The organism is Enhygromyxa salina (assembly GCF_002994635.1).
Lineage (GTDB): Bacteria > Myxococcota_A > Polyangia > Nannocystales > Nannocystaceae > Plesiocystis > Plesiocystis salina_B.
Genome location: NZ_PVNL01000135.1, coordinates 423,226 through 445,874 on the forward strand (window position 1 = coordinate 423,226; position 22,649 = coordinate 445,874).

A 22,649-nucleotide genomic window follows, 5' to 3' on the forward strand; every position below is an offset into this window, starting at 1 on the left:
CGCGCAACGCAGCCAGCAATGCAGCAACGCGGCAAACTCTTGATCTCGCTGGCGGCGATCCTGTTCGTCGACGCCGCGATCGTCATGCGCCCGGCCCCGGCCGTCGCCGCTCCAGGTCGCGAGTTCGACCTCGACGTTGCGATCGAGCGGATCGAGGACATCGAGTCGGTGCTGGTCTCGGCCGAGAACGCCGCCAACCTCGAGCACGAAGAGACCGAAGAAGAGCTCGCCAAGCGGGTCGTGACCGGGCAGCTCATGCTCGTCGACCGCGACGTCGAGCGGGCCGCGATCGTGTTCCTGGACGTGCTCGAGAACCACCCGGGCAGCCTCGCCGCGAGTCAGGCGCTGTACTTCCTCGGTGAGGCGCTGGCGCTGCTGCAGATGGATCGCTGGGCGATCGAGTGCTTCAGCGGCAACCTGATCGACAACTCCGAGGACGGCCGCCGCTACCACCAGCGCAGCATGGCCCGGATGTTCGACCTCGCGGTCCCGCGCCGCGACGAGGGCTTCGCCCGACGCCCCGGGCTCTCGGCCACCCCGGAGGTCCGCGCGCGGCTCGAGGCGATCGGCATGAACGTCGAGATCGAGCCGCCGCAGGGCAAGGTCGACGAGGCCGTGATCACCCGCATCGCCGTCGGCGTCGCCGCGATCGCCCCCGAGCAGCGCGAGCTCGAGCTGCGCTACGCGTTCGGTCGCTGGCTGTACTTTCGTGGCGACTACGCAGCCGCGATCACGGAGTTCGACAGCCTCTCCCCGTTCAGCGTGCCAATGTCCGGCGGCGGGCTCGGAGCCAAGTGGCGGATCCGTGCGTCGTACTTCGCGGCGACCTCAGCCCTGGCGATGGGCGAGATCGACGACGCGATCGGTCGGTTCGAGGCCATGACCGTGGCCACCCCGATCAACGAGCGAGACAAGCGGATCGTCGAGCTCGCGTGGCTGGCCCGCGCCCGCATCCACCACGATCTGGCCGAGACCGATCTCGCCGTCCATGCCTATCGGCGCATCTCTCGCGACTCGCCGTTCTTCGCCGAGGCCATGTACGAGACCGCCTGGACCCTGCTGCGCGCGGGCAACCACGAGCGCGCGCTGCAGGCCCTGGATCTCCTGTTGGTCTACGACCCCGACGGCCCGATCGTGCCCGAGATCAAGCAGCTGCGCGGCAAGGTCAAGATCCAGATGCGCGACTGGCAGGCGGCCGAGGGCGAGTTCCTGGCCCTGCGCCGCGAGTTCGACGAGCTGTCCCAGCGGCTCGGCCGGCAGCTCGAGGCCAAGGCCGACGCCGCCGGGTACTTCTCGGCCGTCGCCGCCGAGGACATGCAGCACTTCTCGCTCGGCGCGGTGATGCCCGTCGAAGCGGTGCCCGTGGCCGACACGCTCCCGCGCGCGGTCCAGACCGTCGAGCTCGCGCAGGAGGTCGGCGAGGTCGAGCAGATGCTGTTCGAGACCCGGGCCCTGCTCGCGCGCATGGAAGAGGCCGTCAAGGCCAGCGAGCGGGCCCGCCTGTTCACGGATCTCGGCGCGCACCTGAGCTCGCTCGACTCCGCCGACCTCGAGATCATCGAGCTCAAAGAGAAGCTGCTCGTGCGGGCCCGAACCGGGATCACCGGGGCCGGCATGGCCGACATCGAGGCCCAGCGCCAAGCCCTCAAAAAGCGAGTCGACAACCCGCTCGGTGACGGCAGCAGCCGCGACGACGTGACCGGGAGCCTGCGCGAGCGCGCCGAGCAGCTGCACCAGCTCGACCTCACCGTTCAGGCCCTGCGCGCCCAGCTGATCGCGACCGAGCGCTACTACGAAGAGACCCGCAAGGACCAGCGCATCGACCCCGAGGGGTTCCTCAAGCAGGCCACCGAGCTGCGCGACGAGGTCGCCGGGCTCGAGCTCACCGTCGCCACGCTCGAGGCCGACGTCGAGCGGGTTCAGACCGCGCTGCGGTTCTCGGATCCCTGGGCCGAGGCCCAGCGCCGCGCCGTGAACGAGTACACCAAGTTCCTCGACCGCGCGTTCGCGGCGCTCATGAAGGTCCGCGCCGACGCCAGCGCGAAGAAGGTCTGGGACCGGGCCGTCTCGCTGCACGGTCGCGTCAGCGAGGGCCGCGAGCGGCTCGACAACGCGGCCGGCCGCCGCCTGCGTCGCGCGATTCAGATCCTCCGCGAGGAGCGGGTCAACCTCGATCGCTACAAGCTCGAGCTCGAGGACAACAAGGGTGAGGCCCGCGAGCTCGTCGGCGAGGTCATGCAGGCCAGCTACCGCGACGTGGTCGGCGAGCTCGCCAACCTCGTGACCCGCTCCGAAGTCGGCCTGCTCGACGTCGCCTGGGCCATCCAAGAGGTCGAGTCCGAGGAGATCCGTCGGCTCGAGACCACCCGCGACCGCGAGACCCGCGAGCTCCAACGCGTGATCGACGAAGCCCTGGAGGAGGAGTGATGAACGGCTCTCGACGCGTGTTCAGGTCGTCGGTTGTCAGCGCGATCAGCCTCGGCAGCCTGTGCTTGCTGTTGGCTGCGGAGGTCGCCGCCTCGGGGCCCACCAAGTCGGCCAGCGGCGGCGAGCAACTGATCGGCCTCCCCGGTGAGCCCGGCTCGGGCGTGGGCCGGGTCGTCGAGGGCGCTGGCGATCCGATCCGCCTGCAAGCCCCGCTGCCCCGCCGGCCCCGCAACGAGGACGAGGCCAGGGCGATCGGCGAGCTCGAGGAGATCTTCGAGCGCTTCGAGTCCGCCGCGATCGCCACGGAGGACACGCTCCGCGATCAGCTGATCATCGAGTTCGAGGCCGGCCAAGAGGAGCTCGACAACCAGTTCGAGCGCGAGCTGCGAGAGCACCGCGCCCAGGCCCGATCGCTGCGCGCCAAGGCGATCACCCGCTACGAAGACTTCCTCGAGCTCCACCCCAACGACGCCGCCTGGACCCCGGAGATCATGTTCCGGCTCGCGGAGCTGCACTTCGAGTCGTCGCTCGAGCGCTATCAGCGACAAGAGGACGCCTGGCAAGACGAGCTGGTCGCGCTCGAGAAGCGCCGCGAGGCCGGCGAGCAGAACCTGCCCGACATGCGCCCGCCGCCGACCGTCGACTACCAGCGCTCGATCGAGCTGCTGACCCGGGTCGTCGGCGGGTTCCCCCGCTACGCGCTCAACGACGCCGCGCTGTACCGCATGGGCGTGCTGCTGTACGAGAGCGAAGAATTCGACGCCAGCCGCCAGGCGTTTTTGGCGCTGTCGTGCGCGAACCGGTACGGGGTCCCCAACGAGGACTTCTCCAACATCGTCTCGACCTCGCAATTTCGGCTCGGCGACTACCAGAGCTGCGTGCCGCTGTCGGACAAGAGCACCTTCGTGGCCGAGAGCTGGCTGCGCGTCGGCGAGCTCCACTACGACGTCGACGAGCTCGACCCGGCGCTCGAGGCCTACACCCAGGCGCTCGGTGAGCGCGGCAGCAGCCTGTTCGCCCAGGCCCTGCTGCGCATCGCGTTCACGACCTACCTCAAGCGCGACTTCGCCGGCTCGATCGCCCGATTCGACGAGTACATCCTCTACGCGGACTCGCTCAAGGGCACCGACAAGTACGACGACGAGGCAGCCTACCGCGGCGACGTGATCCGCTGGATGGCCAAGACCTACAACGAGGAGGACTGGGACGGCAACGGCCGCCGCGACAAGGTCTACGGGCTCAAGCGCCTCGAGCAGGACTACGCCGAGCGCAAGGACGAGCCGCACGTCCCGGAGATCTACGCCGCCTACGCCGACTTGCTCGCCTACGAGACCGAGTTCGAGGGCGCCGTGGAGATCTACGAGCTGGCCCTCGCGCGCTGGCCCCTGGCCGCCGCGGCGCCGGAGATCCAGTCCAAGATCCTCGACGCCTGGAAGGCCCAGCGCGACGACCGGCGGATCACCGAGGCCCGCGACAAGCTCGCGACCAACTACCTGCGCGGCACCAACTGGTACTACGCCAACGAGAACGACCCCGACGCGATCGAGCGGGCGTTCAAGCTGGCCGAGGACGCCCTCGTCGCGACCGCCGTGGATCACCAGGCGCGGGCCCAGGCGCTGCGCTCCGACGGCAACACCGAGGCCGCCAAGGTCGAGTACCAGATCGCCGCGCGGGCCTACGCGGCCTACCTCGAGCGGTTCCCCAACACCGCGAGCTCCTACGAGTACCGCTACAACTTCGCCGACTCGCTGTACTACTCGGATCAATTCCTGGACTCGGCCAAGCAGTTCGCGATCGTCCGCGACTCCAACCTCGACAACCGCCTGCAGGCCGACGCCGCCAGCGGCGTGGTCTCGGCGCTCGAGTCCTACGCCGAGATCCAGACCGCGGCCGGCAAGTACACCCTGCCCGACATGCCCAAGGATCCCGACGCGGGTCCGTACGAGCCGCTGACCGTCCCGCCGCTGGCCGCCGCGCTGCAGTCGGCCTACGACCGCTACGCCGAGCTCAACCCCGACAACGAAGACGCCGCCACGATCATCTTCAAGTCCGGCGAGATCAGCCAGCGCCACAACCTGTTCGCCGACGCCCGCCCACGCTTCCAGCGGGTCATCGATCGCCACTGCGACGCCGACGTCTCGATCAACGCCAGCTTGGCGCTGATCGACGGCTACGCGCTGCAGGGCCAGCTCACCGAAGAGATCGTCAAGAACATGAAGAACTGCGGCAGCGGCGACGCCAAGACCGAGTTCGCTGGCAAGCTGCGCTCGATCGGCAACGCGGTGATTTTTCAAGAGGCCACCTTGTTGTTCGAGGCCGGCGAGTTCGAGGCCGCCGCGGATCGCTACGTCGCGCTCGTCGACCAGGCGCCCGACGATCCCCACGCCGACAACGCGCTCAACAACGCGGCCGTCGCCTACGAGAACATCGGCCGGTTCGAGAGCGCGTCAAACACCTACGAGCGCATCTACACCACCTACAAGCCGTGCAGCGCGCCCAAGCTCAAAGAGGGCGAGAAGTGCAGCGAGTTCGCCGACTATGCGCTGCTGCGCACCGGCTTCAACCACTCGCGCTTCTTCGAGTTCGAAGAGGCGGTCGACAAGTACATCGTGCTTGCGACCAAGGACGACTACAAGAACAGCGAGTACCGGCTGACCGCGCTGCGCAACGCCGCGAGCTTGCAAGACAGCCTGCAAGAGTACGAGAAGTCGGCCAAGCTCTACTACGAGGTCGCCAAGAAGGCCGAGGCCCCAGCCGAGAAGGCCGAGGCCATGTACCAGGCCGCCGAGGTGCTCGAGAAGGCCGGCAACGACAGCAAGACGATCGCGGCCTACAAGGCGTTTCTCAAGGCTCACGGCGGTCAAGCCGATCAGGCCCTGCGCGAGGTCGAGGCTCACCTCCGGCTCGGGCAGCTGTACCGCAACGGCAAGGATCGCAAGTCCGCGACCCGCGAGCTGCAGGCCGCGATCGACCTCTACGCGGCCCGCGGGCTGCAAAACGGCACGCCCGAGGCCGCGCTCCCGGCCGAGGCCCAGTTCCTGCTCGCCGAGTACGAGCTCGAGGACGTGGTCAAGCTCAAGATCAAGTCGACCAGCAACAAGAAGATCGGTGAAGAGGCCAAGAAGCTGTTCGACTCGCTCGTGAGGGTGTCGTCGGAGTACGACAAGGTCTTCCCTTACCGCTCGTTCGACTGGGCGCTCGCGGCCATGTTCCGGCGCGGCTACGCGTTCGAGACCGTCGCCGCCACCGTGACCGACTCGCCCGTGCCCAGCCAGCTGCGCAAGGGCTCGGAGGCCTACTACGCCTACAAGATCACGATCCAGGACCAGATGGAGCCGCTCAACCAAAAGGCGATCGGGCTCTACGAGGAATGCATCGCGCGCAGCAAGGAATTCCGCGTCAACAACGTGTGGACGGCCCGCGCGCTCGAGCGCCTCAACGTGTTCAAGGCCGACGAGTACCCCTCGCTGCGCGACGCCGCGCTGACCCTCGAGCTGGAGGACCGACGATGAAGATCCCCCCACGCCATGGACCACGCGCGCTCGCGACCAGCTTGGGGTTGGGGCTGGGGCTGGGTCTGTCGGCGCTGATCTGTGTCACCTCGGTCGGCTGCGCCAAGCAGCAGCAGGACACCGACGCCCCCGACGAGCTCGAGCTGCCGCCGGAGAAGAAGGTCGCCGACAAGACCGCCGGGTCCAAGCCAGAGCCGAGCGCCGACCCGAACGCGGAGAAGGTCGCCGCCAAGAAGGTCGAGACGCCAGCCAAGCCGGTCGTGACCCCCGGTCTCGATCGCGACCCCAACCAAGAGAAGGCCAAGATGAAGCGCTCGCGGCAGACGAGCGCCAAGGCCAAGCAGCTGCTGCGCTCGGGTCAAAACGACAAGGCGATCACCGAGGCCCGCAACGCGCTGCGCGACCACGAGCAGAACGTCGAAGCCATGCTCGTGATCGCCGAGGCGTTCTACAAGCAGGGCAAGCACGAGCTCGTGCTGTCGGTCACCGGCTCGATCCTCAAGGTCGACCCCAAGGTCCTCGGCCCCGAAGAGAAGTCGCAGGCCTACAACCTGATGGGCTTCGCGTACCTGCAGGGGGGCTCGCGCGGCAAGGCGTTCGAGGCGTTCAAGAACGCGGCCGAGACCGACGAGAACAACAGCTCGGCGTGGAACAACCTCGGCGTGCAGTACATGTGGCGCGGGGAGCCAGCCACCGCCCAGAGCTGCTTCGAGTACGCCGTGTCACTCGACGCCAAGTTCGCCGAGGCCCACCTCAACCTGGGCTCGGCCCAGCGGGCCAACGGTCAGCTCGTCGAGGCCGAGGCCGCGTTCCGGACCGCCTCGAAGCTGCGCCCGGACTGGGCCGAGATCCACTTCAACCTCGGCGTGCTGTACCTCGACGCCGAGCAGATCCCCAAGCACGACGAGACCGCCAAGCTCGACGCCGCGATCAAGGAGTTCGAGACCTACAAGTCGCTGGTCGCGAAGGGCAAGACCTCCGTCGAGCGCAGCAAGCAAAAGCGCGGGCCGACCGACGCCATGGGCAACGAGCTCGTGTCCGTCGCCCAGGCCGACCTCTACATCAAGGCCGCCAACAAGGGCATCGAGAGCGAGGAGCGTCGGCAAGAGCGCGAGGCCAAGCGCAAGCAAAAGCAGGCCGAGGCGCCGCCCGAGCCCGAGGCCGAGCCCGCTAGCGGCCCGGAGTCCGGCGAGCCGGCTCAGCCCGCCGAAAAGCCCGCTGACCCGCCAGCTCAGCCCGCCGAGCCCGCGAAGCCCCAGACCCCTGGGCAGAAACCAGCGCAGCCAGCCGAGAAACCGGCGCAGCCAGCCGAAAAACCGGCCAAGCCCGCCGAGAAACCGGCTCAGCCAGCCGAAAAACCGGCGCAACCCGCCGAGAAACCGGCTCAGCCAGCCGAAAAGCCGGCCGAGAAGCCACCGGGGCCGGCCAAGCCACAGGCACCCACCCAAAATCCGCAGTCACCGCAGAAGCCGGCGCCACAGAAGCCAAAAGTGCTCAAACCTGGGGGTTGATGATGGTCTCGGGAGATCCCTCAGGAATGTCAGTCGTTCGTCGGCCCCGGAGCATGCGAGCCATCACGCACCAGTTTTGTGGTATGAGCGGCCAGCGCCACGGATCATCTCGCCCTCCCCACGGAGCATTCGCACACAGTACTTTCATTGCGGTGCCCGTTCGATCTAAGATGCGCGCGATCGCAAGCGCACCGACGCGATTCGACGGCGCGCAGCTGGCGGTCTTCCCCCCGCAGACACCTGGGAAACGCGGTATTCCTCGCAGCTCGCTGGCGTCACTGTCCGACCCACGCTGCTCAACGCTCCGCCCGACGCCGCGCCCGCCCATGCCAAATTCCCCCGCACGCCCCGCGATCGCCCCACCAGTGGGCCTCGATCGCCTGAACACACGGGGGCGATCTGAACACAAGACCATGGGAGCGACACCGTGTTGATACGAAAGCTCGCTTTTTGGGTCTTGGCAGTCGCTGGGGTTTTGTCTACGATGCTGCTTCCTTGCCAGGCACTCGCACAGGATCCAACACCGGAAGGTGGCTCCTCTGCTCCTACATCAGGGGCAACGGGATCGCGGTCCTCGGCCGGCACGAAGCGGATATCTCTCGACGACGAGTTCCTCGTCGAGGGCAAGTTGGAGAAGCCGAGCGCCTTTTTCGTGTTCAAGCGCTCTGCGCTCGACCACGACTGGGCTCGCCTTGACGCGAAGTTTGCGCCTCTCGTTCTCGAATCCGTTCAAGATCCTTTGTTCTAACACCAGTCAAAAGCGCGAAGTGCGCTGCTGACATTCACCAACTTCTTCGTTCAACCACACCAAGCCCCCTCGGGCAACGCAGCACTCGGGCAAGCATCGCCAGCCCCTTCAGGAGGACACCGGTCATGGGTGATTTCGCAACGTTCTACGCCAACGGCGGCGTGTTCATGCACGCTATTGCGCTCTGCGCAATTCTCGGCCTCGCCGTCATGGTAGAGCGCTTCATTTTCCTGTTTTTCCGTTTCAACATCAACGGACAACAGTTCTTCAACCAGATCCAGAAGCTGGTGATGGCGAACAACATTGATCGCGCCATCAAGCTCTGCAACGCCGCCGACAAAGCCGCGCTCGCACGCGTGGTCAAGGCTGGCCTCACCCGCGCGAACAAGAGCGAGTCCGACATCTCGGCTGCCATCGAAGAGTCGATGCTCGAGGTCGGTCCCGCGATCAACAAGCGCGTTCCGATGATCGCCGCGATCGCCAACATCGCGACCCTCCTCGGTCTGCTCGGCACCATCTTCGGCATGTTGGAGGCGTTCCGCGCCGTCGCCGACGCTCCCGCCGACCAGCGCTCCACCGCTCTGGCACGCGGCATCGGTATCGCCATGAACACCACCGGCTTCGGTCTCATGGTCGCGATCCCGCTGCTCGCCGCTCACATCTTCATCTCCAACTTGGCGAAGAAGATCTCCGACGAGGTCGAGCTCTACTCGGTCAAGCTGGAGAACCTGCTCGCGGCGCGCGTGCGCCACAGCTAGTCAGTCAGGCGTCCAGGTGCTGCGGTTTCTGGGCCGCGGGGGAACTCCCCTCGCGGCCACCTGACCAAGACACTGCAACGGGCGTCGCTCGCCACTTCCTTCGAGGTACACCATGCGCGTAAGGCATAACGAAGAGCTGGAAGTCGAGGAAGCCAACGTGCTTCCCGTCATGAACATCATGTTCCTTCTCATCCCGGCGCTGCTGCTGGCCATGGAAGTCGCAAGCTTGGCGGCAATCGCCGTGTCTCCGCCGAAGTTCGCGGCGGCTCCTTCCCCCAAGAAGGAAGAAGAGAAGAAGGAAGAGAAGCCCTTGAAGTTCAAGGTCTTCATCCTCGACGACGGGTTCCGCGTCACCACTGCGTCCCAGCAAGAGGGCGCCGAGGCTGGCAAGGAGCAAGACAGCACGGGTCCCAGCATCCCGCTCGCCAAGCCGAGCGCCGATGCCAGCGACTACAGCCGCTACAACTACGATGCGCTCGAGGCCAAGGCCAAAGAGCTCAAAGAGATCGCCAAGCACGAGACCGTGGTGACCATCAGCGCAGAGAACGACATCCCGATGGCGGTGTTGATCAACACGATGGACGCCGTTCGCGGGTCGGAGTGCAAGCTCCTCGCTATCAAGGAAGACGAAGAGATTCCCCCGGAATGTCTGTTCTTCCAACCAATCGTCGAAGCCGGCGCCGGCTGAGCCTTCCCCTTCCGCCCCCGAACCGCAGGTCAAGGAGTCGTCATGAGCATGACACCCGATGAGCTCTTCAAGCTCAAAAAGGAAATCAAGAAGGCCAAACGCCGCCACAAGAAAGAGGACACGGCGAACCTCGGGCTGACCTCGCTGATGGACATCGTCGCCATCATCGTTGTGTATCTGCTCAAGTCGTATGCCTCGGACCCGATCTTGATTCAGCCGATCTCCGAGCAGAAGATCCCCATGTCTCGCATGGACATGCCCATCAAAGAGGGCATTGCGATCTACATCTCCTCGCGCGAGCTGATCTTCAACGAGGAGCAGGTCGCAACCCTGACCGACGGCGAGCTCGATCCCAACGTGGTGCAGGGTCACGTGATCCGCCCGCTCTTCGAGAAGCTCGAAGAGGAGACCGAGAAGTCCAAACAGGTGTTCGAGGGTCGCGGCGAGGAGTGGGTTGGCCACGTCATCCTGATTGGTGACGAGGCGCTCAAGTTCTCGACGATCGTGGATCTGATGTACACGGCAGGCCGTCTCGAGTACTCGGAGTACTCGTTCTGCATCATCCAGAAGGGCTGAGCCGCAATTGCAGCCGTGGGACCCGATAGCGCCAATAGCGCTATCGGGTTCGCTCGTTTTGGCGCTCATGCCCGTCATGCCCGGTATGCTCGGCATGCCCTTCATGCCCTTCATGGCAGTCATGGCCAGACTCGCGCTTTGATCGATCCCCCCGGCAGCTGCAACCACTTCGTTGTGAAGGCTTCATCCAGGGGGGACATCGATCCCTTGGCCTCAATGCTCTCGCTGCTATGCTCCGCAACGCGTCGCTGACGACCAGTACTCCAGTTCGCTGAGGCGCCGGCACCCGGCCACAACCCCGGGCCTGCCGCGCCTCTCAATGACCCTTACAAATGTCCGCCGCAACGAGCCCCAAAGTCCTCCGTGTCGCCGTCGTCGTCGACGGCGAGTCGTGCGAGGAGCTCCACCAGACGGAGCCGGGAGACGTGATCATCGGACGGGCTTCGGGCTCGTCGCTGAGCATGGGTCCCAGCCTGGACCTCGAGACTGGGGTCGCCGCCGAGGGTGGCCCGAACGCGTACACACTCCCCCGCGCGCTCATGGTCATCGGCGCCCTGATGATCGTGATCATGGGCGGGCTGTTCGCGTACGAGGTCAGCCAGTACGTGACCGCCGATGCGGTGCTCGCGGCGCCCACTGACGGCGACGCAGCTGAGGACAAGACCGAGCTCACCAGCACGATCGCGCTGACGCTGGCGTTCTTGGGGGTGTTTCCGTTCATGACCGGGGCCACGATGCTGCGTGGCCGACGCAGCCGCCAAAAGCGCCCGCTGACGGTCTACGACGGGTGGTCGCGGCCCACGGACTACCGCAAGCGCGCACCGGTGTGGCTGGCGATCGGCGCGGTCGTGGCCCTCAGCGGCGGCGGGTTGTTCGCCTACGAGGTCAACCAGCGCGCGCCCTCCTCGGTCAACGCCGACGTCAAGCGCGGCGACATGCAGGCCTTCAAGGCCGAGGAACAAGGTGGCACTGGTGGCCTGGGCCTGATCATCGGGCTGCTCGGCTTGGTCCCGCTGGTCATCGGCACGATGAACCTCCAGGAAACGCCGGTCAAACCGCGCAAGCGCCCCCCCAAGGGCGGGCACGCGCCGCGTGAGCATACGCTGTTCGAGTGGGTCGCGGCCGAGGGCCTCTACTACATCAACATCCCACCCGAGACCCGCGGCAAGATCGCGCTGGGCTCGAACAAGGCCACCGTCGAGCAGCTGCGCAAGCGCTTCGGCGCCGGCTCGGGCGCCGGCGACCCGCTGCGGGTCAAGCTCGGGACCAAGGCCAAGGGCAAGCTGCTCATCGGCCAGACCAAGATCCTGTTTCAGACCACCCGGCCGGCCAGCGCAGCCGCAACCCCGGTGTTTCCGGTCGAGTACGTCGACCCGCTCACCCACCTTCGTCCGTCCAGCCTCGACGCGGCCTCGTTCGGAGCCGCGGCCGCGATCGCGGTGCTGCTCAGCGTGTGGTTCGTGTACTTCGCGGATCGGACCCCGGCCCCCCCGGCCGAGCGGTTCATGCGGGAGATGGGCATGCCCGCGTCCTTCTACGAAGAGAAGGAAGAGGAGCCCGAAGAGACCGAAGAAAAAGACGCGCTGGTCCAGGAAGACAAGAAGGAAGAGAAAGAGAAAGAGGAGAAGGAAGAGAAGGACGACAAGCTCGAGAAGCCCGAGAACGTGTCCGAGGCGGCGTTCCAGGAGGCGCGCGGCGTCGGTGTTGCGCGTGTGCTCGGCACCTACGGTGGACCGGGCGAGGGCACCGTGCTCGATGTGATCGAGGGCACCGAGAACAACCTCGGTGACCTGTTCGCGCAGGGCATGTCGAGCACAGAGGAGTACCGGGGCGGCGAGATCGGTGACTTTGTCGCGGGCGGCGGTGGCATCGAGTCGACCGGCAACATGGCCAAGAACGCCGGCCTGCAGACCGGCGACGGTCCGGCCGAGGTCGGCGCGACCGACAAGAAGGAGCGCAAGGTCCAGGCCAAGAGCAGCACCGACGACGTGGTCGGCGACGTCGACAAGAAGTCGGTGTCCGCCACGATCCGCCGACGCATGCCGGGCCTCGAGGCCTGCTACGAGAAGGCGCTGCGGTCCAACCAGAGCCTCAAGGGCAAGATGACCTACACGATCACGATCAACCCGTCCGGGCGCGTGACTGACGTGGACATCGAAGACGACACCGTAGGCGACGCCTCGGTCCGCTCTTGCACCATCGCCAAGATCAAGAGCTGGCGGTTCCTGTCCGAGGGCGCCGAGGAGTCATCCGAGGTGACCTTCTCCGTAGCCTTCACCGGCTAGCGGGTAGATGACCCCCACAGACACCGTGGCAGTTCGCCGACTGCAGCCGCTGGCGCGTCTGGTCGCTTCGCTCCTCGGGGCTGTTTGTTCGCAGGCGCATGTGTGGCCCCCTGGCAGGGGGCTCCGAGCACACGTGCGGAACACTCTAGCGACTGGGGCTAAGTTGATTTGACGGCCAACGCCGGGCAAGCTGGTTCAGCAGGCTCGCGGTTCTCGCGGGACCTAGAAAATCAACTGGCCGCAAAGGATCCGCTGGCGCCGGCCATCAACCCCGTGGAGGACCTCATGACCGACCGCCAACTCTCTCATCGCTCTCGGACCCGGCTCGTTCCGATTGCGTCGCTGGTCGTGATCGTGGGTCTGACCGCTGGCTTGGGCCTCGGCCGCACGGTCTGGGGCGCGCCCCCGGCCGACTCCGCCGCTGACTCCGCTGGCGAGGGTGCGTCCCCTGCCGCGACGCCCTCGGAAGCCGCCCCTGGGGCTGATGCCAGCGCTGAGTTCGACGCGATCATGGACGCAGATCCGACGTCGAGCGCGGCCACACCTCCCCCGCCACCCGACGCTGGCTTGCCTCCAGCGCAAGAACTACCCGAGACCTCCGTGCCAGGCGCGAGCACCCTGCGCGGGCAGATGGAGTCGGGCATGTCCGACCTCGGCGAGCTCGCGGTCGAGGCTCGCAACGACGCGGATCTCGTTCGCGCGACCTGTGTGCTCGACAAGCAAGATCGCGCCAACGACGTGATGGATCTTGGCACCAGCGAGCTGCTGGTCATTCGTGACCCTGGCGCGAGTGAGCAGGCGCGAGGCTTCGCGCTCGAGAAGCTCGAGGCCGCGGCGAACCGCATCGATCTGCTCGTCGAAGAAGCCAAGGCCTGCACAGGTCAGGAGGGCCCGGAGGACGAAGTCGACATCGTGCGCAACCAGTCCGACGAGCCTCAGACGGTCCCCATGTGGGATCCCAGCTTGGGCCTTGGCCACAACCCTGTGCCACCGCCGCTCGACGGCGGGTGGCCACCGGTAGCGAGCCCGATCGAATGATCTCGCTCGGCTCCGGGACGACCGAGACGGCCGCGACGGCCGGGGCGGCCGAATCGGCCACCACTTAACCTTGAACTGCAGGTCTACATCACGACGAGGACGCCTCGAGCTCTTGCTCGCGTTCGTGCTGTCGCTCTTGGTGCTGGGTTTGGCGCCGGGCTTGGTGCATGCGTCGACCCCCGGCGGTCCGAGCATGGCGCCCGGCAACCCGGCGACCCAGGTTCCTCGGGTCGCTGACGGCCCGGGGCTCAAGACCGGCAAGAACTCGACCTTCCACGGCGGCGCGGCCCTGTCGATCGGCTTCGACTCCAACGTGTTCTCCGAGGTCCGCGAGCGTCGGCCGCAGCCGGCCGCCTACGCGCTGCCTTCGGTGTGGCTGACGATCGAGAACCGTCCGCTGCGGCGCGGCCTGCTCGACACGCCGCCCAAGAGCAGCGGGCGCAAGGTCGATTATCACTTCGGGCTGCTCGCGGGCTGGCGCCTGTACCTGACCGGTCGGCCCACGGTCTGGCAGGCCAGCAAGCTCAACATCGCCGCCAACGCCAGGGTCATGTTCGCGCCCGGGCGGCGGTTCTCGTTTGCGATCGAGGACGACTTCAACCGGATCGGCGAGCCGACCAACTTCGAGGCCGGGCGCTCGTACAACTTCAACCGGATCGACAACTCGGCCGCGCTGCGGTTCTTGCTCCGGCCCAGCGGCGGCCGGCTGAGCCTCAACGTCGCCTATCGCAACGAGCTCCTGTACTTCGAGAGCGGCAGCATCAGCACGGCCGATCGCATCATCAACGGCGCCGAGACCGAGACCAAGTACCGGTTTCGGGATCGCAGCGCGTTCGCGGTCCGCTACTCGTACCACTACACCTACTACTTGTGCTGCACGGATGTCGGGATCGGCCGCAACGAGGACTCGCACGCGCACCGGTTGCTCGGCGGCTACGTGGGCCAGCTCGGCAAGAAGGTCGTGCTCGACGTGTTCGGCGGCTGGGGCTGGGGCCTGTACAAGCAAGACACCAGCGGGCCCAACCACAACAAGTTCATCGGCTACGCGGCGCTGGGTGTGTTCCCCACCCCCAAGACCCAGATCGGGCTGCGGGTCGGTCACGACTTCCACGACTCGGTGTTCGGGAACTACTTCAACGACGTCGGCGGGTCGCTGGTCGCCAGCCATGTGTTTCGCTGGAAGATGGGCCTCGACGCCGGATTCGGGGTCTACGGCCGGCGCTACGCGGGCCTGCCGATCCCCGGCGTGGATACCCAGGAGATCACCGGCTACACCGGCGCCGACGGGTTCGTCCGCCGCGACACCCTGATCTCGCTCAACCTGCAGCTCGAGCAGCCGTTCGGGAAGTACCTGGTGGTCGGGGCTCGCTACTCGATCGCGGCGGATCTGACTGACTTCGTCGTCGACTACGCCGACGGGTACTCCAACGCAGGCCGCTTCACCCGCCACCTGCTCATGGGCTTCGTGGCCGTGAGGTACTGACGTGCGCAGGTTCAGCGCTTGGTTGCTCGGGGTCTTGCTGGTGGTGCTGGCTGGCGGCTGCTTCGAGCCTGATCACAGCCTGATCCCGCCTGCGCAGCCGGTCGAGGTGACCTCGGGGTTGACGGCCGGGGACGTGTTCGAGGTTCGGGTGTTCGGTGAAGAGGACATCGGCGGCACGTTTCAGGTCCAAGACGACGGGACGATCGACTTTCCGCTGATCGGCAGGGTCGACGTGACCGACAAGACGCAGGCGGCCCTCGCCGCGCTGCTCGAGCAGCAGCTGGGCGACGGCTACCTGCGGAGCCCGCACGTCACGGTGGTCCTGACCTCGCGCGAGAACCTCGAGGTCAGCGTGCTCGGCCAGGTCACCCGGCCCGGCACGTTCCCCTACGCCGAGAAGCTGACGCTGGTCCAGGCGATCTCCGAGGCTGGGGGGCTCAACGAGCTGGCCCACGCGCGGCGGGTGAAGCTGACCCGCAAGGGGCCGACCGGGGTCGGGACCTACGAGGTCTCGATCAAGGCGATCACCGAGGGGCGGGAGCCGGATCTGCTGCTGCAGCCCGGCGACATCATCTTCGTTCCGCTCGCTCCGATATGACGATCGGTGGCCTGAACCAGTGCGGGTTTGGCGATTTTTTTGTACGTGGGCGGGTTCGGATACACTCGTAGACGGATGACGGATCCGAACATCGTCCTGGGGATCGACCTGGGCACGACGAATTCGGCCTGCGCGGTCGTTCAAGATGGGCGCGCGTCGGTGGTTCGGCGTGGCGAGGATCGCATCGTCCCGTCGGTGATCGCGGTGCTGTCGAACGGCGAGCTCGCGGTCGGCAGCGAGGCGAAGCTGCAGCGCGCGATCGATCCGGCCCAGGTGGTGTACAGCGCCAAGCGGCTAATTGGCCGGCGGTTCTCGTCGCCCGAGGTCCAGCGGATGGTGCGGTCGATGCCGTATCGGATCGTCGAAGGCAACAACGAGTCGGTGATGATCGAGGTCGGCGGACGGCGCCTGAGCGTGGTCGAGATCTCGTCGCTGATCCTCAAGTACCTGCGGCAGATGGCCGAGGAGGCGCTGGGTCGGCGGGTCAAGAAGGCCGTGATCGCGGTCCCGGCCAACTTCACGGACTCGCAGCGCAGCGCGACGAGGATCGCGGCGCGGCTGGCCGGGCTCGATGTGATCCGGGTGATCAACGAGCCGACCGCGGCGGCGCTGGCCTACGGCTACATCGAAGACATGGACCGGCGGATCGCCGTCTATGACTTCGGCGGCGGGACCTTCGACGTCACGCTGCTGCAGATCACGCGCAACGTGTTCGAGGTGCTGTCGACCTCGGGCGAGATGTTCCTGGGCGGCGACGACGTCGACGCGGTGATCCTCGAGCGCATGGCGGCGGTCTACATGCAGCAGCACGGGGTCGATCTGCGCGGGGATCCGCGGGCGATGGAGCAGCTGCGGGCGGTCGCCGAGCAGGTCAAGATCCAGCTGTCCGAGACCTCGCACTCGTCGATCCGCGTGGCCAACGTGCCGCCGGGCAGCAACCGCGACCTCGAGTTCTCGCTGTCCGAAGCCGAGCTGCGCAGCATCGCCGGGCCGATCATCCGACGCACGATCCCGGTCTGCGAGGACGCGATGCGGGTCGCGGGCGTCGGCGCCTCCCAGATCGACGAGATCGTGCTGGTCGGCGGCACCACCCGCCTGCCGCTGGTCCGCGAGGTCATCCAGGAGATCTTTGGCAAGCCGCCGCAGACCTCGATCAACCCGATGAGCGTGGTCGCCGTGGGCGCCGCGATCCAGGGCGCCGCGCTGCTCGGCTCGCTGGTGCCGATGGCCAGCGGCGGGGTCTCGATGCCGAGCATGGCTCAGAGCGCGGTGCTGCTCGACGTGACCCCGCGGAGCCTGGGCGTCGGCACGATCGGCGGCAACGTCGACTTCATCATCGAGCGAAACTCGGTGATCCCCGTCGAGCAGACCCGGGTGTTCACGACCACGACCGACAGCCAACGCTACGTCCGGATCCAGGTGTGCCAGGGCGAGAGCGCCAACTTCGACGGCAACACCAAGCTCGGCGAGATCCTGCTGACGGGCCTGCGCGAGGCCCCGCGCGGCTCGGTGAGCGTGGCGGTCACATTCGAGATCAACACCGACGGCCTGCTCGAGGTCCGCGCGCTCGACCAGGACACTGGTCAGGAGCAGGTCGCGACCATGCGGGTGCTCGGTGGCCTGCCGCAGGACGAAGTCGAGGCGATCATGGCCCGCGCGCAGGAGCTGCGCGGCCCCGGCGACGGCTCCGTCGCGCGACGGCTCTGAGCCCTGGGTTTCTACTGCGCCTGTGAGGTCTCCGAGACTTCTGATAGGCTCGTCGGGAAATGTCGAAGTCCGGCATGGGAGAGCTGGTGTCTGAGGTCGCGCGTCTCAGCAATGAGATCGAGACGCTGAGCTACTACGACTTTCTCGGGGTCACGCCCAGGGCCGACTACATCGGCATTCGTGACGCGTTCTACACTCGCGCGCAGCAGTTCCACCCGGATCGCTTCGTGTCGATGGAGGGCGAGACCGTCAAGCGGGCGGTCTACACGGTCTACAAGCGCATGACCGAGGCCTACCAGGTGCTCAGCGATCCCGAGCTGCGCTCGGCCTACGATCAGGCGCTGCCATCGGGGGCCGTGCGGCTCGCGGCGGAGTCCCGCTCGCGCCGCCTCGACGCCGACGAGCGCCAGGTCTCCAACCCGTTCGCCCGCATCTACCTGCGGGCCGGACGGCGCAAGTACGAGACCGGGGATCTCAACGGCGCGTGGATCGACTGCGAGCTCGGGCTGTCCCTCGAAGAGACCCCGCCCTTGCGCAACCTGCATGTCGCGGTCGTCAAGGCCCTAGCTGGCCGCTAAGATTCCGCCCGTGCAAGACACGGTCGCCAGCGTTCGTCGAGCCGAGGTCGAGCGGACCACCCGTGAGACGCAGATCCGCGTGGCCTTGGCGCTGCCCGGGGACGCCCCGGCGCCGCCGAAGATCAGCACACCCGTGCCGTTCTTGTCGCACATGCTCGAGGCCCTCGCCCGGCATGGCGCGATCGGACTCGAGGTCGAGGCCAGCGGCGACGTGGAGATCGACGATCACCACACCGTCGAAGACGTCGGCCTGGTACTTGGGCAGGCCCTGGATCAGGCGCTCGGCGATCGCACCGGGATCTACCGCTACGGGCACTTCTCACTGGCAATGGACGAGACCCTCGTCGACGTCGCACTGGATCTCGGCGGCCGGCCTTACCTGGTCTACGACCTGCCGGCGATCTCGGGCAAGTGGATCGGGCGGTTCGACTGCGAACTAGTCCGCGAGTTCTATCAGGCGCTGGCCGTGCAGGCGCGGATGAACCTGCACGTGCACCTGCGGGCGGGGGGGAACGCTCACCATGTGGTGGAGGCGTCGTTCAAGGGGCTGGCGCGGGCGCTGCGAATGGCTTGTGGTCGGGATCCGGCGGCGGCGGGGGTGGTTCCGTCGACCAAAGGGGTGATCTAGGGCGTTGTGTTCGGGGGCTTCTGTGAATTGGGGGCGGCGCGCACGACTCCGCATGCGATCCGCAAACTCTAGAACCGTACTCCAACGCCGCCGGGGCCGACTTGCAGGTGCTTGGCCGCGGCTTCGATCTTGGCCTGCTTGCGGGGGCTCTTTGCGGTGCTGATCAGGATCGCCACGCCGAGGGTTACCAGTGCGCCGCCGGCTAGGCCGAGGCCGACTCCGTACCACTTGGTGTTGAACACGTGGCGGCAGTCGCCCTCGAAGTCGACGTTCTCGCCCTTGCACGCGCCCCCGATCCTGAAATCCTCGTAGTCGAGATAGGTCAGGGCCAAGCTGCCGCCGACGGCCGCGATGCCGACCCCCAGTGAGGCGTACCCCCATGGGCGCTTGGGCAGGCGGTTCGGGACCTTCTCGAGCTCGTAGCTGAGCGTCTCGCGGGCGCCTTCGACGAAGGTTCGCTTCTCCTGGACCGAGATGTAGCCGTCCTTGCTGACGCGGATCACGTGGTCGCCCGGGATCAAGGGCTTGTCGACTGGTGTGGTGCCGAACACTTCGCCGTCGAGGGTGACCTCGGCGCCCTCGGGATCGGAGGTGATGTTGACCGCCGCCGGGCCGCTCGCGAGGGCGTCGAGCTTGGTGCGCAGAGTCGCGGCTTGGGTCTGCATCAGGCCACCCACGTCGACGACGCCACAGATCTCGCAGCCCTCGCTGGCCGAGACGATCTTGGTGCCGTCGCTGCCGTCGAACAGCTCGACCCGGACGCTGTAGTCGCGATCGACGACCTGGACGGTCGCCCGCACGATGTGGGTCGCGCCAGTCTGGCCGGCGATCTTCTTCATGCAGCCCGGCTTGTCGCAGTCGCCACTGCCGGCCACCGCCGCGACCTGATCGGGGGTGACGATCTCGAAGCTGCCGCGCTGCAGGCCCTCGACCAGCTGGCCCGTGAGCGTGTCGCGGTCGGCGTCGGGTAGATCACCGTCGACCACGAGCGGCAAGATCGCGGCCTTGCCAGCGACGTCCGTGGAGCTGGCCGAGCTCTCCGCCGAACCGTCAGGGGGCGCGGCGAAGGCGACTGGCGCTTGCGCGAGCCCCAGCGCGAGGGCCGTGGCTGTCGCACAGGCGGCGACCATGGATCGGGAACGACCCGCAGGGGAGGCCATGCGGCAGGCTATCACAAGTCTAGACGGCTACAGGCGGTTTCCCGCTTGGCCGTTGCACGACCGCTCGCCTGCCGCACGGGGCCACACAAACGCTCGCAAACAGCCAGCCCGATCGGAGCGAGCGAAGCGAGTGACCGCGAAGTGCCAAGCCGCCTGTGGGGTCTAGAAACGCAGGTCATTTTTGGACGGAGCCGTCGCCCTTGGCTCCGCCGAGGATGTACTTGTTGACGGCCGCCTCGTGCTCCTCGACGCTCTTGGAGAACTGGTGGGTGCCGTCGTTGCGCGCGACGAAATACAGATAGCGGGTCTTCTCGGGCGCGAGCACGGCCGCGAGCGCATCCCGCCCGGGGTTCGAGATCGGGCCCGGAGGCAGGCCCTCGTGGGTGTACGTATTGTACGGATTGTCCGGGTCGCGCAGGTGGATGCGGCGAATTCGGCCTTCGAATTGCTGGCAGGCCTCGGACTTGCGCACGGGGACGGTGCATCCATAGATGATCGTCGGGTCCGTCTGCAGCAGCTTGGGCTTGAAGGACGTGAACCGCAGCCGGTTGATGAACACGCTGGCGATCCGCGGGCGTTCGGCGGCCTGACCGGTCTCTTTTTCGATCAGCGAGGCCATGGTCACAATCTGGTGGTCGCCCCAGCCGAGCTCGTCGAGTAGCTCGCGGGCGCCCTCGCCGTTGGCCCGCCGGACCTCGTTGAAGACCTGCTGGTGGCGCTTGATCATGCGCTCGACGATCTGCGTGGCGGTGGCCTCGGTCGAGAATTTGTAGGTGTCGGGGAACAGATAGCCCTCGGCGCTGGCGGCCGGGATCTCGAGCCTGGCGAGCAGCTCGGGGTCGCGCATGGCGGCGATCAATTCGGCCTCGCTGCCCCCGAGCCCGGCCTCCGCGAAGATCTGCGCGATCTGCAGGCTCTGCTTGCCCTCGGGGATCGTCACCCGCCGCTCCTGCGCGCCCTGCCGACGCATGAGCTCGTCGAGGATCTGGGTGGGGGTCATGTCGCCGCGGAATTCATGCTTGCCTGCGGTGACCTTGGCGGCGGCGCCCCGATGCAGGACGAACAGCTTGAACGCCTGGGCCTCGTCGGCGGCGATGACCTCGTGCTCCTGCAGCAGCTCGAGCACCCGCGGAAAGCTGGCGCCGGCTGGGATCGTGAGGGTGATCGGCTCGCTCGACCCCACGCCGGGCCGCTCCGGGTAGGTGGTCAGCCGCTTGTAGCCCGAGTAGGCGGTGAACAGCGCCAGACCCAGCAGGGTCACGATGATCCCCAGCGCCCACCGCTGCGGCCGGCTCGACTTGCGGGGCAGGTACCAAGGATGCGGCTTGCGAGCGGCTCGGTTCACCGTGCGCGCTCCCGGTTCTCGGGGCGGGCGTCGAGCCAGCCTTGCAAGATGAACTGAGCCGCGACGGCGTCGATGCTGCGCTTGCGTTTGGCCCGGGACACGTCGGCCTCGATCATGGTCCGCTCGGCGGCGGAGGTCGAGTACCGCTCGTCCCAGGTCTCGAGGCCCAGCCCCAGGCCCTGCTCGGTGATCGTGGCGCGGAGGACCGTGATGAACCGACCCACGAGCCGCGCGCGGTGACCCTCGCTGCCGTCGAGCTCGAGCGGGAGGCCGACGACGATGACCTCGGCCTCGAGCTCGCGGGCCCGGGCGCACACGGTGACGGCGTCAGCCTGGTGGCCTGCGCGACGCAGGACCTCGCGGGCGTGGGCCATGGCCCCGCCGCTGTCGCTGACGGCGACGCCGATGGTCTTGGATCCAACGTCGAGGGCGAGCGCGCGCATGGAGGTTCGCCGGCGACTCAGGCCTTCTTGCGTCGCTTGCGACGCCCGGTCGACTGCTTGGCGTCTTTTTGGATCTTGAGCGAGGCGACGGCCTCGGCCGCGCTGGCTTCGATCACTTCGTCGGCGGTCGGCGCCGGGGCGGCGGCTTGGGCCTCGCGCTGCATCTGGGCGATCGCGGCCGCGGCCGCGGCTCGCTCACCCGCCCCGACCCCCGCACCCAGGCCCGAGCTGGTGCGGGTGCCCAGGCTCTGCTCCTTGAGCTTGGCGACGGCTGCCTTGGCGGCGGCGTCGAGCCGCTGAAGCTGACCGTCCGAGCGACCGGCCACCGTCGACCGCTCGCGCCGTCGTGAAGCCTTGGTCAGGGTGCTCTCGTACTCGGCGCCCTCTTCTGCGCGGCGCTTGTCCTCCTCGGACAGGCGCATCTGCAGGACCTGGTCGAGCACGGTCTGGGCGATGCTCTCCCACATGTCGCGGAACAGCTGGAACCCCTCGATCTTGTAGGCGTTCTTGGGGTTCTTGTTGGCGTAGCCGAGCAGGCCGATGCCCGCGCGCAGCTGCTCGATGTCCTTGAGGTGGCCGATCCACTGCTCGTCGATCTCGCGCAGGTAGATGCGGCGGACCTGATACAGGAACACGTAGAGGCCAAACTCCTGCTCGCGGGCGAGCAGCGAGGCCTCGATGCGGTCCCAGCAGGTGTCGACGAGCTTGTCGATGTCGTCCTGCACGCTCGACAGATCGACGTCTACGTAGAAGCGAGCGCGCAGCTGGTTCTCGAGGGCCTCGAGCTCCCACTCATCGGGGTGCACGTCCTCGGGGCACTGCTCCATGACGGCCTTCTCGATGTGCTCGTAGCAAAGATCGTGGATCCGCTCGCGCTGCTGGATCAGCGAGGCCGCCACGACATCGAGCGCGCGCGCGATCAGCTTGTCGCGATCCATGCGCACGTCGTCGACGCTCACCAGCGAGCCGTAGTGCCGGTAGATGTCGTGGGTCAGCTCGTGGGGGACGATGCCGCTGGGCGGGAACGGTGCCTCGACCTCGGGATCGAGGCCAGCCTTGACGAGCTGCTCGCGACAGTGACGATCGATGATCGCCACGGTCCGCTCGCGCATGGACTCGGCGAGCGAGGGGATCGTGTGCGGACCCGAGGTCTCGGGCGGCGGC

General features: G+C 67.1%; 17 protein-coding genes. 13 read left to right on the forward strand and 4 right to left on the reverse strand.

All coding sequences use genetic code 11. The annotated features are described in order from the left end of the window. The first annotated feature begins 18 nt into the window (after positions 1-18). From ENSA7_RS36020 to hisB, 13 genes are all read left to right on the forward strand, one after another. Positions 19-2,427, forward strand: a complete 2,409-nt coding sequence (locus ENSA7_RS36020) for a tetratricopeptide repeat protein (RefSeq protein ID WP_106093942.1) — start codon at positions 19-21, stop codon at positions 2,425-2,427. Then, entirely contained in the window at positions 2,427-5,939 is a 3,513-nt protein-coding gene (locus ENSA7_RS42785) for a tetratricopeptide repeat protein (protein ID WP_146158538.1), read from the forward strand. Before ENSA7_RS36020 ends, ENSA7_RS42785 begins: the two co-directional genes overlap by 1 nt. Further along, complete coding sequence (locus tag ENSA7_RS45930) at positions 5,936-7,450, forward strand: tetratricopeptide repeat protein (protein ID WP_181234439.1); 1,515 nt, start codon at positions 5,936-5,938, stop codon at positions 7,448-7,450. The genes ENSA7_RS42785 and ENSA7_RS45930 overlap by 4 nt, the downstream gene beginning before the upstream one ends. Positions 7,451-8,323: 873 nt before the next feature. Then, on the forward strand, positions 8,324-8,956 hold the full coding sequence (locus tag ENSA7_RS36030) for a MotA/TolQ/ExbB proton channel family protein (protein ID WP_052555059.1): 633 nt from the start codon (positions 8,324-8,326) through the stop codon (positions 8,954-8,956). 112 nt (positions 8,957-9,068) lie between these two features. Further along, on the forward strand, positions 9,069-9,644 hold the full coding sequence (locus ENSA7_RS36035; protein ID WP_106093944.1) for a biopolymer transporter ExbD: 576 nt from the start codon (positions 9,069-9,071) through the stop codon (positions 9,642-9,644). A 42-nt stretch (positions 9,645-9,686) separates the two neighbouring features. Then, on the forward strand, positions 9,687-10,220 hold the full coding sequence (locus tag ENSA7_RS36040; RefSeq protein WP_106093945.1) for a biopolymer transporter ExbD: 534 nt from the start codon (positions 9,687-9,689) through the stop codon (positions 10,218-10,220). A 332-nt stretch (positions 10,221-10,552) separates the two neighbouring features. After that, positions 10,553-12,505: an AgmX/PglI C-terminal domain-containing protein gene (locus ENSA7_RS36045; protein ID WP_106093946.1), complete on the forward strand. Its 1,953-nt coding sequence runs from the start codon at positions 10,553-10,555 to the stop codon at positions 12,503-12,505. 285 nt (positions 12,506-12,790) lie between these two features. Continuing rightward, entirely contained in the window at positions 12,791-13,543 is a 753-nt protein-coding gene (locus ENSA7_RS36050) for a hypothetical protein (protein ID WP_146158539.1), read from the forward strand. Positions 13,544-13,667: 124 nt separating this feature from the next. Continuing rightward, entirely contained in the window at positions 13,668-15,026 is a 1,359-nt protein-coding gene (locus ENSA7_RS36055) for a hypothetical protein (RefSeq protein WP_146158540.1), read from the forward strand. 1 nt (position 15,027) lies between these two features. Then, the gene (locus ENSA7_RS36060) at positions 15,028-15,624 is read left to right on the forward strand and encodes a polysaccharide biosynthesis/export family protein (protein ID WP_106093949.1); all 597 of its coding nucleotides are present in this window, start codon (positions 15,028-15,030) and stop codon (positions 15,622-15,624) included. Positions 15,625-15,699: 75 nt separating this feature from the next. Next, positions 15,700-17,331 carry an Hsp70 family protein gene (locus tag ENSA7_RS36065; protein ID WP_106093950.1) on the forward strand — a complete coding sequence of 544 codons (1,632 nt, stop codon included), beginning with the start codon at positions 15,700-15,702 and terminating at the stop codon, positions 17,329-17,331. 59 nt (positions 17,332-17,390) lie between these two features. Continuing rightward, the gene (locus ENSA7_RS36070) at positions 17,391-17,909 is read left to right on the forward strand and encodes a J domain-containing protein (RefSeq protein ID WP_106093951.1); all 519 of its coding nucleotides are present in this window, start codon (positions 17,391-17,393) and stop codon (positions 17,907-17,909) included. 10 nt (positions 17,910-17,919) lie between these two features. After that, a complete protein-coding gene (hisB, locus tag ENSA7_RS36075; RefSeq protein ID WP_106093952.1) occupies positions 17,920-18,537 on the forward strand; it encodes an imidazoleglycerol-phosphate dehydratase HisB in 618 nt (205 codons plus the stop codon). 68 nt (positions 18,538-18,605) lie between these two features. Here the strand turns inward: hisB and ENSA7_RS36080 are convergent, their stop codons facing one another. From ENSA7_RS36080 to ENSA7_RS46375, 4 genes are all read right to left on the reverse strand, one after another. After that, the gene (locus ENSA7_RS36080; protein ID WP_181234440.1) at positions 18,606-19,667 is read right to left on the reverse strand and encodes a PEGA domain-containing protein; all 1,062 of its coding nucleotides are present in this window, start codon (positions 19,665-19,667) and stop codon (positions 18,606-18,608) included. A gap of 205 nt (positions 19,668-19,872) precedes the next feature. Next, complete coding sequence (gene mltG / locus ENSA7_RS36085; RefSeq protein WP_181234441.1) at positions 19,873-21,042, reverse strand: endolytic transglycosylase MltG; 1,170 nt, start codon at positions 21,040-21,042, stop codon at positions 19,873-19,875. After that, positions 21,039-21,485, reverse strand: a complete 447-nt coding sequence (ruvX, locus tag ENSA7_RS36090) for a Holliday junction resolvase RuvX (RefSeq protein WP_106093955.1) — start codon at positions 21,483-21,485, stop codon at positions 21,039-21,041. The genes mltG and ruvX overlap by 4 nt, the downstream gene beginning before the upstream one ends. A 17-nt stretch (positions 21,486-21,502) precedes the next feature. Next, entirely contained in the window at positions 21,503-22,597 is a 1,095-nt protein-coding gene (locus ENSA7_RS46375; protein ID WP_443655672.1) for a hypothetical protein, read from the reverse strand. Positions 22,598-22,649 lie beyond the last annotated feature (52 nt).